Genomic DNA, 12,907 nt, shown 5'->3' with positions numbered 1-12,907 from the left:
GGGGTCGCGAAAGGAAGACTGATGGCTACCGAAATCCTCGTGCCGATCTTGGGTGAATCGATCACCGAAGCGACTCTGGGCGAATGGCTCAAGCAGCCCGGCGACGCCGTCGCCGCCGATGAGCCCGTCGCCAGCCTCGAAACCGACAAGGTCTCGGTCGAGGTCAACGCACCCGCCGCCGGCGTGATGGGCGCGCACAGCGTCAATGCCGGCGACACGGTGAATGTCGGCGCGGTGATCGGCTCGATCGACGCCGGTGACGGTGCCGCTGCGGTGCCAAGGGCTGCCGCTGCCGCTCCCGCCGCCCCCGTTGCCGCACCCCGGCCAGCGGCGGCACCCGCGCCGACAGAAGCCCCCGCCCGGCTCGATGCCGCCGCGCTGTCACCGTCGGTTCGCCGTGCGATCCTCGAACATGGTGTCGATCCCGCGACGGTGAAGGGTTCGGGCAAGGACGGTCGAATCACCCGCGAAGACGTCACCGCCGCCGCATCGGGCAAGGCCGCAGCGCCGGCCCCTGCCCCCGCCGCAGCCCCTGCACCTGCCGCAGCCCCCGCAACCGCCGGTGGCGATCGCCCGCAGGAGCGAGTCCGCATGACCCGCCTGCGCCAGACCATCGCCAAGCGGCTGAAGGAAGCGCAGGACACCGCCGCGCTGCTCACCACCTTCAACGACGTGGATATGACCGCGGTCATCGAAGCGCGCACGAAGTATAAGGAGCTGTTCGAGAAGAAGCATGGCGTGAAGCTCGGCTTCATGGGCTTCTTCGTGAAGGCCGCCTGCATGGCGCTCAAGGACGTGCCCAGCGTCAACGGCCAGATCGACGGCGACGAGATCGTCTATCATGATTATGCCGACATCTCGGTCGCGGTCTCGGCTCCGCAGGGCTTGGTCGTGCCCGTGATCCGCGACGCCGACAAGATGAGCGTCGCACAGGTCGAAAAGACGATCGGCGATTTCGGCAAGCGCGCCAAGGACGGCACGCTCAAGATGGACGAGATGCGCGGCGGCACCTTCACCATCTCGAACGGCGGCGTGTTCGGTTCGCTGATGTCGACCCCGATCATCAACCCGCCGCAATCGGCAGTGCTCGGCCTCCACCGCATCGAGGATCGCCCCGTCGTCCGCGACGGCCAGGTCGTGGTGCGCCCGATGATGTATCTGGCGCTCAGCTACGATCACCGCCTGATCGACGGCCGCGAAGCAGTCACGTTCCTCGTCGCGCTGAAAAATGCGATCGAGGATCCGACGCGCATCTTGATCGACCTTTGAGGCGATAATGGCTGAGTGGCGCGATCGCCCGCTGTGCTCCGGCGAAGGCCGGAGCCCTGGGTAATCGCGCATGAAGCCTGGCTATGTGTACCTCATGGCCAATCACCGGCGCGGGCAGACCTATCTGGGGGTCACCAGCAATCTGGTACAGCGCGCGTTCCAGCATCGTAATCGACTTATTGCCGGACATTCGGACGACAAGGATTGCATACTGCTGGTCTGGTACGAATATCACGACGACCTCCAGAACGCGCGTGCCCACGAATATCGCATGAAAAAGTGGAAACGCGCGTGGAAGCTGCGGTTGATCGAAGAGAAGAACGCCGATTGGCGCGACCTTTTCGACGACATCGCATAACGCCAACGCTCCGGCCTGCGCCGGAGCACGATAAAAAGGTTTGGCCATGGCTGAATACGACTTCGACGTTCTGGTGATCGGTTCCGGCCCCGGCGGCTATGTCGCGGCGATCCGTGCGGCGCAGCTTGGGCTTCGCACCGCATGTGTCGAGGGGCGCGAGACGCTGGGCGGCACCTGCCTCAACGTCGGCTGCATCCCGTCAAAGGCGATGCTCCACGCATCCGAACTGTTCGCCGAAGCCAGCCACGGCGCGCTCACCAAATTCGGGGTCGAAATCCAGGGCGTGAAGCTCAACCTCGACCAGATGCACGCCGAAAAGGCCAAGGCGGTCGGCGAGCTGACCGGCGGCATCGCCTTCCTGTTCAAGAAGAACAAGGTCGAGTGGATCAAGGGCTATGCGACGTTCGAGGACAGCTCGACCGTCCGCGTCGGCGACCGCACGATCACCGCGCGCGACATCGTCATCGCCACCGGCTCATCGGTCACCCCGCTCCCCGGCGTCGAGGTCGATAATGACGCAGGCATCATCGTCGATTCAACCGGCGCGCTCGCGCTTCCCAAAGTGCCCGAGCATCTGGTGGTGATCGGCGGCGGCGTCATCGGCCTAGAGCTTGGCAGCGTCTGGCTGCGCCTGGGTGCCAGGGTCACCGTGGTCGAATATGTCGACCAGATCCTCCCCGGCTTTGACGAGGAAATCCGCAAGGAATCGGCCAAGATCTTCAAGAAGCAGGGCTTCGAGCTGAAGACCTCGACCAAGGTCACCGGCGTCACCGTCGAGGGCGGCAAGGCGACCGTCACCACCGAACCCGCCGCCGGCGGCGAAGCGACGGCGATCCAGGCCGACGCGGTGCTGGTCTCGATCGGCCGTCGCCCCAACACCGACAAGCTCGGGCTCGACAAGATCGGGCTCGAGGTGAACCAGCGCGGCCAGATCGAGATCAACCACGACTTCTCGACCAAGGTCGACGGCGTCTGGGCGATCGGCGATTGCGTTCCCGGCCTGATGCTCGCGCACAAGGCCGAGGATGAAGGCGTCGCGGTGGCCGAGAATATCGCGGGCAACACCGGCATCATCAACCACGACGTGATCCCAAGCGTGGTCTACACCATGCCCGAAATCGCCGGCGTCGGCCTGACCGAGGAAGCCGCGCGCAAGCATGGCGAGATCAAGGTCGGCAAATTCCCCTTCGCTGCCAACAGCCGCGCCAAGACCAACCGCGACACCGACGGCTTCGTCAAGGTGATCGCCGACGCCAAGACCGACCGCGTGCTTGGCGTTCACATCATCTCGTCGCTCGCCGGCACGATGATCGCGCAGGCGGCGCAGGCGATGGAATTCGGCGCAACCTCCGAAGACATCGCCCTGACCTGCCACGCGCATCCGACCCACGCCGAAGCACTGAAAGAAGCCGCGATGGCGGTACAGGGTAAGCCGATTCACATTTGATTGCACCTGCCCGGCACTGCCGCCAGCCAGCCGCCGAGGCATATCGGCGGCGCTGGCGGCACCTGCTTTCCAGCCGGTGTCGCTTCATTCGATCAGGGGCAAACAGCCCCTATTGAAACGCGATCCGCACTCGTGCTTCGGATGTGTAGTCCTTGAGATAGGTCGGCAGGCGCAGTTTATTGCCCTGCAAGATAGCGATGGGTGCCCGCTTATCGCCCTCCTCGATCGTCGCGCTGGCGATGGGCCGTGCAAAATCCCAATAGATACCCAGCCGCGAACTGCTGCAGCCACCAAGTACGTCGAACATCCCTTCGACGATGAACGACGTCGATTGCCGCGCGATCGCCCATCCGACCCGGCATTGTACGCTGAGATCACCCAGCCGGATATCGTTGATCGTCGTTCCCGGCGAAACCACCCAGGGGCGGATCCGAAGCGGAACGCCGGGCTTGGTGCTGACCAGTCGCCAATCATCGCCATCCAGGACGGGGAAGATGAAACGCCGATCGGGACCGATAGTCAGGGGCACGCGCGTTATACCGTTTACCAGCGCCAGCTCGACGCCCTCCAGCGAACCGCCTTTGGCCACTGAAACCTCGAACCACAATCTGCTTTGCGGCGCGAACGCGGGCCGGCTCTTGTCAAACGCCCTTACAGCGGCCCGAAGTTGCTTCGCCGTGAGACGATATTCCTTGGTAGCACCGACGATAACGATGTCTTGCTCGACTGGCGGTGTATTCTCGGGCGGGATCGTCGCAGCTTGCAGGGCAAGCACGATCAGCAGGCTGGAAAAGTTGAGCATCATCACCTCGATCGCGATATACTGTGACGATTGGCGACGAATATGGCGGATTTTCCGCGGCCTGTAGCAGAGATACGCCGAGCGATTGTCGCTTGGTCGGCACGGGCGGCGTTAAAACGCCGACCCGTCCTTCCGCCGAAACCCCTGCCCCGCCGCCAGATGCATGTCGATGTCGGGATAATGGCAGTCGCTCTCGCCGGGCGTGCCTACCGCGATGACGACACAATCCGACATGCCCCGATTGGCCAGCATATGGCCGTTCGCCTGCCCCGCCGGGAACGAGGCGCAATCGCCCACGCACATCGCTTGCTCGCCCGCGTCGTCGATCAGTATCGCTTCGCCGCTCAGGATCACCACGAACTCGTCCCCGCCTTCATGCCAATGCCGCTGTGACGAGCACGCGCCCGGCTTCAGCGTCACATGGCTGACCCCGAATTGCGATAGCCCGCTGGCAGGGCCTAGCCGCCGATACCACCGATCACGCACCGGCCCGGCATATTCGGGCGGGTAGCCCGTCGCGTTGGTGAGCGGAAAGGCGTGGAGGGTCAGTTTAGGCATCGCTTGCTCCAGCGTATCGCACGATCGATCCTCCGCGATCCGCGCGGCGAGGGCAAGCGCCGGCAGCGCCTCTAGCCCCTGCGCCATCGACCCGCTACGCCCCCCTGATGCCCCCCGCCCTTCCCATCGCCCCGCTTCTCCCCTGGCTCGACTGGTTCGCGATCGCCACCTTCGCGGCATCGGGCGCGATCGCCGCGGCGCGCGCGCAGCAGACCTTCGTGACTGCGGCATTCTTCGCGCTCATCACCGGGGTCGGCGGCGGGACCGTGCGCGATCTGTTGATCGGTGCGCCGGTATTCTGGGTGCATGATCCGCTGCTCGCGACGATCTGCCTCGGCGCGGCGTTGCTTGTGTGGATGACGCCCGAGCGCTGGTGGCGCGGCAACACGCTCGACTGGCTCGATGCGGTGGGACTGGCCGCCTATGCGGTGTTCGGCGCGGCCAAGGCGTTTCGGCTGGGCGTACCGCCGGTCCCGGCGATCCTGATGGGGGTCATCACCGCCTGTGTCGGCGGCATCATCCGCGACGTGCTGGCGGGCGAGCCGTCGATCCTGATGCGGCCAGAACTTTATGTCACCGCCGCCGCGTTGGCAGCGGGGCTCTATGTCGGGATCGTCGCCCTCGGCGCACCCAGCATCGTCGCCTCGGGCGTCGCGGTGACCGCTGGCTTCGCGCTCAGGGCAGCCGCGATCCACTTCCGCCTCGCGCTGCCCTCCTATCGCGGCAAGCGCTAGCTACAGGCGATAGAATAGCGTGGCGCTCAGCACATGGTTGGTGCGGTCCTCGCCCGGGCGAAAGATACGCTGGTTGAGATAGCCCGGCTCGACCCGCACCCGCTCGGCGACGGGCAGCCCGATCCCGACGAAATTGCGCCATTGGTCGACACCGCTACGCATCCCCCAATTGGTGTCGTTCAGGTTGAAGAACCCCTCGCTGATGACCACCGCCTGCACCGCGCCGCCCTGCGCAATCGGCACCTGGCCGCGCACCATCTGCCGCAGCCGCCAGCCGGTCTCGCCCCGCCCCTCGATCATCCGCTGCTCCAGCCGGCTGCGGCTCAATACCAGCGGCCGTCCCCGCCCATCGCGCAATGCGGCGAACTGCACCTGTTGCCATGGACGATGCTCCCGCGTCACCGTGCCGTTGCTGCCCTCGGTTCGGATATAGGCATAGCCCGCCAAAACATGCGCGTCGGGTGCGATCCGTGCGCCGATCGCGGGACGCAGGATCACCTGCGATCCGCCACCGAAATCCTCGGTCAGCCGGGCCTGCCCCTCCAGCCAGACGAACAAATCGCCGCGCACCGTCCCCTGAGCGACCGCAGCCCCCCATGCCTGTCCATCCTCATCGGCATGAGCGGTAGCGGGGACCAGGGCAAGCAGGGTGGCGGCAGCGGCGAGAGCGCGAATCGATCGAGTCATAGCGGCTTCTTAGCAGCGCTTTGTCCGATCGGGGGATTTTGCCCAGCACGACGCCTAAATCTTTACACGCGCGTGCATCCCCCGCGCACCGCGCACCCCGATCGCGAATGACCCAGTGCCGCCGATCGCAACTTGTGCATAGATCGCCGCGGCGTCGCCGGGTTCGTCTGCACAAGTGGTCATCCTCGCGCGGCCTTCGTTTATGGCAGCGCACGCTCCATCAGGAACGCCGCGATCCGTGCATCCTCTCGCGAGGCGACCCCAGGCCCCATGCCCGCACATTCCAGGCAACGTGCCTGCATCGCCGGCCCCTTGGCCAGCATCCGCATGTCGCCGATCGCCTGTGCGAATACGCCGCGCTGCCGCGCCGACATCCGCGCGAACACGTCACGCGCGACTTCGCCCTCGCCGGCTTCGTCCTCGCCCGACTTCGCGAACATCGCCGCCAACTGTGCCGCGAAGCCCGGCTCCTTCTCCAGATAGAGCGGGCGCACCTTCACCGGATCAAGCTTGGCCAATCGCGCCGCCTCGGCAATCGCATCGGGCAGGCTGCCGAAACGATCGACCAGCCCCAGTTGCCGCGCGGTGCCGCCATCCCACACCCGCCCCTGCGCGATTTGGTTCACCCGGGCGACCGGCAATTTGCGCGATTGCGACACCAACGTCAGGAACCGGCGATAGCCATTTTCGATCGTCGATTGCAGGATGGTGTCGACCGCGGCGTTGGTGCCGCGGAATATGTCGGGCTGGCCCGACAGCGGAGTCGTCGCCACCCCATCGGCGGTCACGCCGATCTTGGTGATCGCATTCTCAAAGGTCGGGATCACGCCGAAAATGCCGATCGATCCGGTGATCGTGTTGGGCTCGGCAAAGATCACATCGCCGGGCGTCGAGACCCAATACCCGCCCGACGCGGCGAGCCCGCCCATCGACACCACCACCGGCAGCCCCTTGGCCTTGGCTTGCAAAATCGCCTGACGGATCTTCTCCGATGCCAGCACCGATCCACCCGGCGAATCGACGCGGACCACCAGCGCCTTCAGGTTCTTTTCGGCCAGGCCCTTGAGCAACAGCTCCGAAATCGTGTCACCGGCGGCAGTGCCAGGTCCGGCCTTGCCGTCGACGATGGTGCCCGCAACGGTGATGACGCCGATCGCATCGCCGCTGGTGGGCAGCGGGTTGGCGGACAGCCAGTTCGCCAGCTTGATCGTCTTGAAATCGCCCATCGGCTTGCTGGCATCGGCACCCGCCAGCTCGGCGACGCGCTTGCCGAAGGCCGTGCGGTCGCCCAGCTTGTCGATCAGGCCGGCGGTCATGTTCGCCCGCGCAATGTCACCATTGGCGGCGGTCACCAGCATATCGGGCTTCGTCACGAACTCGGCGACGCGCGCTTTGGGCCGCGCCTTCTGCACCGCCTCCTGCCACTGGCTGAAGATCGCGCCGTACAGCGCCTGGTTGGCGGCGCGTGCCTCGGGCGACTGGTCGGCGCGGGTATACGGCTCGACCGCCGCTTTATAGGTGCCGACGCGATAGATGTGCGCGTTGATCCCCAGTTTGTCGATCAGGCCCTTATAATAAAGCTGCGATCCGCCGGGGCCGCTGAACAGCGTACCGCCAAACGGGTCCATCCAGATTTCACTGGCATTGGCCGCCACCAGATAGCTGTCGTCCGAATAGCCGGTGGCGAACGCCAGCACCGGCTTGCCGCTCTTTCGCACGCGACCGACCGCGTCGGCCAGTTGCGAGATCGCCGCCGGATAACCGCCGACAAAGCTGTCCATGTCGAGCACGACCGCCTTCACCCGCGCATCGCTTTGCGCGGTGTCGAGCGCGCGGATCACGTCGCGCAGGCGATGTTGCTTGGCGACGCTGCCGCCCGCCAGCGCCGCGAACGGATCGCTTTCCTCTGGCTGTTCGACGATCGTACCGCTCAGATCGACCAGGAGCGCGCCGTCGCTGATCCCCGCCGCATTGGGCCGCGCCGACAAGGCCGCGAAAATCAGGCCGAAGAACAGCAACATCGCCAGCAGGACCAGACCGTCCTTGATGCCCACCAGCAGTTTCCAGGCGCCCCGTACCAGCTTCACGTTTCAGTCCTCCGCGTCCGACATCTCGTCGTCCCTATCATGCGCTAGAGCAAGGCGCAGGACAGGTAAACGTCTGTATTATGCAACCAATACGCTTTTGTCGCCCGAAACCTCCAAAATGCCGCATTCGAGCAGTTGACGAAGTCATGTGGTGAGCACATATGAATGACCGTTAGCACTCTACTCAATCGAGTGCTAAAACGATTTATTCCTCACAGGAAAGGAAAGCGCACATGAACTTTCGTCCCTTGCACGATCGCGTTCTCGTTCGCCGCGTCGAAGCCGAACAGAAGACCGCCGGCGGCATCATCATCCCCGACACCGCCAAGGAAAAGCCCCAGGAGGGTGAAGTCGTCGCCGCCGGCACCGGCGCGCGCAACGACGCCGGCGACATCCACCCGCTCGAGGTGAAGACCGGCGACAAGATCCTGTTCGGCAAATGGTCAGGCACCGAGGTCAAGGTGAACGGTGAAGACCTGCTCATCATGAAGGAAAGCGACATCCTGGGCATCGTCGAGGCCTGATTTTTTCAGACTTCCGATTGTTTCCTTGTCGTCAATTTCATCCACTTCAAACTGAAAGGACAGCCTCATCATGGCATCCAAGGACGTAAAATTCGGCCGCGACGCCCGTGAGCGCATTCTTCGCGGCGTCGACATCCTGGCCGACGCGGTCAAGGTAACGCTGGGGCCAAAGGGCCGCAATGTCGTGATCGACAAGTCGTTCGGCGCGCCGCGCATCACCAAGGACGGCGTCACCGTCGCCAAGGAAATCGAACTCAAGGACAAGTTCGAGAACATGGGCGCGCAGATGGTCCGCGAAGTCGCTTCGAAGACCAACGACATCGCCGGCGACGGCACCACCACCGCCACCGTGCTTGCCCAGGCGATCGTTCGCGAAGGCATGAAGTCGGTTGCCGCCGGCATGAACCCGATGGACCTGAAGCGCGGCGTCGATCTCGCCGTCATCAAGGTGGTCGCGGATCTGCAGTCGCGCTCGAAGCCCGTCTCGGGTTCGGCCGAGATCGCTCAGGTCGGGATCATCTCGGCAAATGGCGACCGTGAAGTCGGCGAGAAGATCGCCGAAGCCATGGAAAAGGTCGGCAAGGAAGGCGTGATCACCGTCGAGGAAGCAAAGGGTCTCGAATTCGAGCTCGATGTCGTCGAAGGCATGCAGTTCGACCGCGGCTATCTGTCGCCATACTTCATCACCAACCCCGAGAAGATGTCGGTCGAACTCAACGATCCGTACATTCTGATCCACGAGAAGAAGCTGTCGAACCTGCAGGCGATGCTGCCGATCCTGGAAGCAGTCGTCCAGTCGGGTCGTCCGCTGCTGATCATCGCAGAGGACATCGAAGGCGAAGCACTGGCGACCCTGGTCGTCAACAAGCTTCGCGGCGGCCTGAAGGTCGCAGCGGTCAAGGCGCCGGGCTTCGGCGATCGTCGCAAGGCGATGCTCGAGGACATCGCGGTCCTTACCAAGGGCGAAGTCATCTCGGAAGATCTGGGCATCAAGCTCGAGACCGTAACGCTCGGCATGCTCGGCACCGCCAAGCGCGTCACGATCGACAAGGACAACACTGTCCTAGTCGATGGCGCGGGTGACGCCGATGCCATCAAGGGCCGCACCGATGCGATCCGTCAGCAGATCGAGGTCACGACCTCGGACTATGACCGCGAGAAGCTGCAAGAGCGTCTGGCCAAGCTGGCCGGCGGCGTTGCAGTCATCAAGGTCGGCGGCGCTTCGGAAGTCGAAGTCAAGGAGCGCAAGGACCGCGTCGACGACGCGCTGCACGCAACCCGCGCAGCCGTTGAAGAAGGCATCGTCCCCGGCGGCGGCACCGCACTCCTCTATGCCACCAAGGCACTTGAGGGCGTAACCGGCGCGAACGAAGACCAGACCCGCGGCGTGGACATCGTCCGCAAGTCGCTGACGTCGCTGGTTCGCCAGATCGCGGCGAATGCGGGCCATGACGGCGCGGTCGTTTCGGGCAAGCTGCTCGACCAGAGCGACACGTCGTTCGGCTTCAACGCCGCGACCGACACGTACGAGAACCTGGTTACGGCCGGCGTGATCGATCCGACCAAGGTCGTGCGTACCGCGCTGCAGAACGCAGCATCGGTCGCCGGGCTGCTGATCACCACCGAAGCGGCGGTGAGCGAAATGGCAGAAGACAAGCCGGCAATGCCCATGGGCGGCGGCGGCATGGGCGGCATGGGCGGCATGGACTTCTGATTGCGCGCGGGAGCGGTTCGCCGCTCCCGACACGCAGTCGGGACTCCGGCCCGACCGGCGGGGACATCCCCACCCGGCTGTCCGCAAAGCACGAATGGCAAAGGGCCGGGGGTTACTCCCCGGCCCTTTGTTGTTGGGGCCTGCGATGTTGTGCCGCGTATAGACCCGTTGAAGCCTGAGCGCCCGATAAGACCGCCGCCGCGCAAACCAGCGGGTAAAAACTACCCGCCGGGCCGGTTTTTTGTCCCGTTTCAGTATCAGGTGCCATCGGCGCGCTGGCAATTTTGTTACGAGTGTGTTAAACGATCGGTAACGGGGCCTAGAAGCGGCCCCGCTCTCGGAGACGCACACACATCGACCCGATCGCGCTCACGTGGCTCACCCGCCCGTTGCAGCCGCATCGCCCCCGGTTCGATAGTCCACGGAAAGGTTTCGTATCAATGGCTGCCAAGGCGCTGTTCTTCGACGTCGGTGATTATGTCGTTTACCCCAAGCACGGCGTTGGCCGTGTGATCGAACTGCAAAAGCAGGAGATCGCGGGCATGCAGCTTGAGCTGTACGTGCTGCGGTTCGAAAAAGAGCGCATGACGCTGCGCGTTCCCACCAACAAGGCCGAAAGCGTCGGCATGCGGAAATTGTCGAGCGACAAGACTCTGCGCGAGGCGATGGAAACGCTCAAGGGCAAGCCCAAGGTCAAGCGCACCATGTGGTCGCGCCGGGCACAGGAATATGAGGCCAAGATCAATTCGGGCGACCTGGTGTCGATCGCCGAAGTCGTCCGCGACCTGTTCCGCGCCGATGACCAGCCCGAGCAGAGCTATTCGGAGCGCCAGATTTTCGAAGCCGCAGCCAGCCGCCTCGCGCGCGAACTCGCTGCGATGGAAGAAGTCGACGAGCCAAAAGCGCTGGAAAAGATCCTGGACGTGCTTCGCCAAGCCGCCGCGATCTATAACAAGGACAAGGCCGAGGCCTGATCGCCAACCGGCGTTCACGCACCCTCTCTTGCCTTCCCCGCCAGCAACTGTATTATATAGGCAATACAGCTGCTGACGGGGGTAGGTATGACTGAGGATTTGACGGTGATATTGGCGGCCTTGGTGTTGAGCGCTTGCTCCAGCGACACCGCCATGAATCGGCAATCCGACACTTCCCCATCGGCCGAGCGTAGCTTCGCTGTGGCCGGGTTTGACAAGGTCGATCTGGCCGGCCCCGACCATGTTCGCATCATGACAGGCGGCGATTTCGCGGTGCGTGCCCAAGGGCCGCAAGCGGCGATCGACATGCTGAAAATCGACGTGGTGGGCGACACGCTTCGGGTTTCGCGCAATGAGCGCTCCAATTGGAAATGGGGGCGTAATACGCGAGCCACCGTGACCGTAACCATGCCGATCGCGACCGGAGCTTCGGTCAGCGGTGCGGGCGGGCTGACCCTGGATCGCGGCAGCGGCGACTTTGTCGGCACGATCAGTGGCGCTGGCGATCTGGCCGTCGGGCGAATCGATGGCGGCGACGTCACGCTGCGCCTTTCGGGCACGGGCGACATCGCGGTTGCGGGCGTCGCGCGCAGCCTGAATGCCAGCGTCTCGGGTGCGGGTAGCATTCGCGCTCGTGAACTGATCGCGCGGCAGGGCAAGGTTCGCGTATCGGGGATCGGGGATATTGACGCACGGGTCGACGGCCCGGCGGAGGTGTGGGTATCGGGAATCGGCTCAGCCAGCCTTGGCCCCAATGCGGTTTGCACCAGCCGCAAAAGCGGCATCGGCAGCATCGAATGCGGGCCGGGCAACTAATCCGCTTGCACCGGCGCGGCATCAGGTGGGATCTGGACCGATGATCCGCATGATATTGCCTTCCATTTTCCTGATGCTCGCCCCCGGCATCGCCCAGGCTGAAGAGCGCAGGATCATGGTCACCGGCTACGACTCGGTCCGGGTCGAAGGGCCGTTCGATGTCGAGATACGAACCGGCAGCGCCACCAAGGCGATCGTCAGCGGCGATGCCCGCGCGATCGAGGGGGTCAACGTGCGGGTCGAGGACCGAGTGCTGGTCATCGGCGCAAGCCTGAATGGCTGGGGCGGTTGGCCCGATGCCCGCAGCCAGCCGCTGCGAATTACGGCGACCGCGCCCGCGATCCGCAGCGCCGCATTATTGGGAAATGGCCGGTTGGCGATCGATCGCATGACCGGGCAGCAAGTGGCGATCGATCTGTCAGGATCGGGCACGCTCAGCGTCGGCACCGTGACCGCCGATGAATTTCGAGCGACCCTTACCGGGGCAGCGTCGCTCGATATTCGCGGGGCCGTGGCACGTGCGCGTTTCACCTCGAACGGAGCCAATCCTATCGACGCAAGCGGGCTGGCGGTGCGCGACCTGACCGTCGTGTCGCAAAGCCCCGCCGAAAGCAGCTTTTCGGCAAGCGAAACGGCCAACGTCAACGCAGCAGGCCTGGGCCAGGTGACCGTAACGGGCACAGCGGCCTGCATCATCACCGGTCTCGGCCCCGTGCGCTGCGGTAGCGAAGCCGCGAGCCGCTGATACAGACCAACAGACGTATGGGGGTCCGTGGGTAGCGCACCCACTTATAGGTCCGGGTGTCGCGGTGGCACTTGGCCCTTGATACGGCGTTCCCCTCTGTCGTCTCGTCATCGGCTTCGTATTCCCGCAAAGTTGCCGCCGCGGCGCTCACTAGCTTGCAGCCTTTAGCAGGCTGCTGAAAAAGGGCTTGGC

Annotated in this window: 13 protein-coding genes; 9 read left to right on the top strand and 4 right to left on the bottom strand. The window is 64.3% G+C overall.

The window, feature by feature from the left end:
- Positions 1-21: 21 nt before the first annotated feature.
- From odhB to lpdA, 3 genes are all read left to right on the top strand, one after another.
- Complete coding sequence (odhB, locus tag QU44_RS13795; protein WP_033922947.1) at positions 22-1,269, top strand: 2-oxoglutarate dehydrogenase complex dihydrolipoyllysine-residue succinyltransferase; 1,248 nt, start codon at positions 22-24, stop codon at positions 1,267-1,269.
- 70 nt (positions 1,270-1,339) lie between these two features.
- On the top strand, positions 1,340-1,627 hold the full coding sequence (locus tag QU44_RS13790; RefSeq protein WP_033922946.1) for a GIY-YIG nuclease family protein: 288 nt from the start codon (positions 1,340-1,342) through the stop codon (positions 1,625-1,627).
- A gap of 46 nt (positions 1,628-1,673) precedes the next feature.
- A complete protein-coding gene (gene lpdA, locus QU44_RS13785) occupies positions 1,674-3,074 on the top strand; it encodes a dihydrolipoyl dehydrogenase (protein ID WP_033922945.1) in 1,401 nt (466 codons plus the stop codon).
- A 109-nt stretch (positions 3,075-3,183) separates the two neighbouring features.
- Here the strand turns inward: lpdA and QU44_RS13780 are convergent, their stop codons facing one another.
- Both QU44_RS13780 and QU44_RS13775 read right to left on the bottom strand, forming a co-directional pair.
- Positions 3,184-3,879: a hypothetical protein gene (locus QU44_RS13780; protein ID WP_033922944.1), complete on the bottom strand. Its 696-nt coding sequence runs from the start codon at positions 3,877-3,879 to the stop codon at positions 3,184-3,186.
- 108 nt (positions 3,880-3,987) lie between these two features.
- A complete protein-coding gene (locus tag QU44_RS13775; RefSeq protein ID WP_033922965.1) occupies positions 3,988-4,434 on the bottom strand; it encodes a cupin domain-containing protein in 447 nt (148 codons plus the stop codon).
- A 107-nt stretch (positions 4,435-4,541) separates the two neighbouring features.
- On the opposite strand from QU44_RS13775, the gene QU44_RS13770 reads away from it, so the two are divergent.
- Positions 4,542-5,168 carry a trimeric intracellular cation channel family protein gene (locus QU44_RS13770; protein WP_033922943.1) on the top strand — a complete coding sequence of 209 codons (627 nt, stop codon included), beginning with the start codon at positions 4,542-4,544 and terminating at the stop codon, positions 5,166-5,168.
- Here QU44_RS13770 and QU44_RS13765 read toward each other — a convergent pair whose 3' ends face one another.
- Together QU44_RS13765 and sppA are read right to left on the bottom strand one after the other, a co-directional pair.
- A complete protein-coding gene (locus QU44_RS13765) occupies positions 5,169-5,855 on the bottom strand; it encodes a DUF2490 domain-containing protein (RefSeq protein WP_033922941.1) in 687 nt (228 codons plus the stop codon). It abuts the gene before it with no gap.
- 200 nt (positions 5,856-6,055) lie between these two features.
- Positions 6,056-7,942, bottom strand: a complete 1,887-nt coding sequence (gene sppA, locus QU44_RS13760) for a signal peptide peptidase SppA (RefSeq protein WP_033922940.1) — start codon at positions 7,940-7,942, stop codon at positions 6,056-6,058.
- A gap of 233 nt (positions 7,943-8,175) precedes the next feature.
- Between sppA and groES the strand changes: the two genes are divergently transcribed.
- The 5 genes from groES (at position 8,176) to QU44_RS13735 (ending at position 12,715) form a co-directional block, all read left to right on the top strand.
- Positions 8,176-8,466 (top strand): co-chaperone GroES, encoded by a 291-nt coding sequence (gene groES, locus QU44_RS13755; RefSeq protein WP_033922939.1) that lies wholly within the window; start codon positions 8,176-8,178, stop codon positions 8,464-8,466.
- A 70-nt stretch (positions 8,467-8,536) separates the two neighbouring features.
- Positions 8,537-10,180: a chaperonin GroEL gene (groL, locus tag QU44_RS13750; protein ID WP_033922937.1), complete on the top strand. Its 1,644-nt coding sequence runs from the start codon at positions 8,537-8,539 to the stop codon at positions 10,178-10,180.
- A 440-nt stretch (positions 10,181-10,620) separates the two neighbouring features.
- Positions 10,621-11,154 (top strand): CarD family transcriptional regulator, encoded by a 534-nt coding sequence (locus tag QU44_RS13745; RefSeq protein ID WP_033922936.1) that lies wholly within the window; start codon positions 10,621-10,623, stop codon positions 11,152-11,154.
- Between the two features lie 153 nt (positions 11,155-11,307).
- The gene (locus tag QU44_RS13740) at positions 11,308-11,970 is read left to right on the top strand and encodes a GIN domain-containing protein (RefSeq protein ID WP_052134861.1); all 663 of its coding nucleotides are present in this window, start codon (positions 11,308-11,310) and stop codon (positions 11,968-11,970) included.
- Between the two features lie 49 nt (positions 11,971-12,019).
- Positions 12,020-12,715, top strand: coding sequence for a GIN domain-containing protein (locus QU44_RS13735; protein ID WP_197054331.1), 696 nt, complete (start codon positions 12,020-12,022; stop codon positions 12,713-12,715).
- Positions 12,716-12,907 lie beyond the last annotated feature (192 nt).

Source organism: Sphingomonas sp. 37zxx, assembly GCF_000786205.1.
GTDB lineage: Bacteria > Pseudomonadota > Alphaproteobacteria > Sphingomonadales > Sphingomonadaceae > Sphingomonas.
The sequence above is the reverse complement of the archived record's forward strand: the minus strand, read 5'-3'. Positions and strand labels throughout refer to the sequence as shown.

Bases quoted from the DNA above. Each gene is read 5' to 3' on its own strand.
- QU44_RS13790 (WP_033922946.1), top strand. From the start codon at position 1,340: ATGAAGCCTGGCTATGTGTACCTCATGGCCAATCACCGGCGCGGGCAG.
- lpdA (WP_033922945.1), top strand. From the start codon at position 1,674: ATGGCTGAATACGACTTCGACGTTCTGGTGATCGGTTCCGGCCCCGGC.
- QU44_RS13770 (WP_033922943.1), top strand. From the start codon at position 4,542: ATGCCCCCCGCCCTTCCCATCGCCCCGCTTCTCCCCTGGCTCGACTGG.
- odhB (WP_033922947.1), top strand. From the start codon at position 22: ATGGCTACCGAAATCCTCGTGCCGATCTTGGGTGAATCGATCACCGAA.
- QU44_RS13780 (WP_033922944.1), bottom strand. From the start codon at position 3,879: ATGATGCTCAACTTTTCCAGCCTGCTGATCGTGCTTGCCCTGCAAGCT.
- QU44_RS13745 (WP_033922936.1), top strand. From the start codon at position 10,621: ATGGCTGCCAAGGCGCTGTTCTTCGACGTCGGTGATTATGTCGTTTAC.
- QU44_RS13765 (WP_033922941.1), bottom strand. From the start codon at position 5,855: ATGACTCGATCGATTCGCGCTCTCGCCGCTGCCGCCACCCTGCTTGCC.
- QU44_RS13775 (WP_033922965.1), bottom strand. From the start codon at position 4,434: ATGCCTAAACTGACCCTCCACGCCTTTCCGCTCACCAACGCGACGGGC.
- groES (WP_033922939.1), top strand. From the start codon at position 8,176: ATGAACTTTCGTCCCTTGCACGATCGCGTTCTCGTTCGCCGCGTCGAA.
- groL (WP_033922937.1), top strand. From the start codon at position 8,537: ATGGCATCCAAGGACGTAAAATTCGGCCGCGACGCCCGTGAGCGCATT.
- QU44_RS13735 (WP_197054331.1), top strand. From the start codon at position 12,020: ATGATATTGCCTTCCATTTTCCTGATGCTCGCCCCCGGCATCGCCCAG.
- QU44_RS13740 (WP_052134861.1), top strand. From the start codon at position 11,308: ATGAATCGGCAATCCGACACTTCCCCATCGGCCGAGCGTAGCTTCGCT.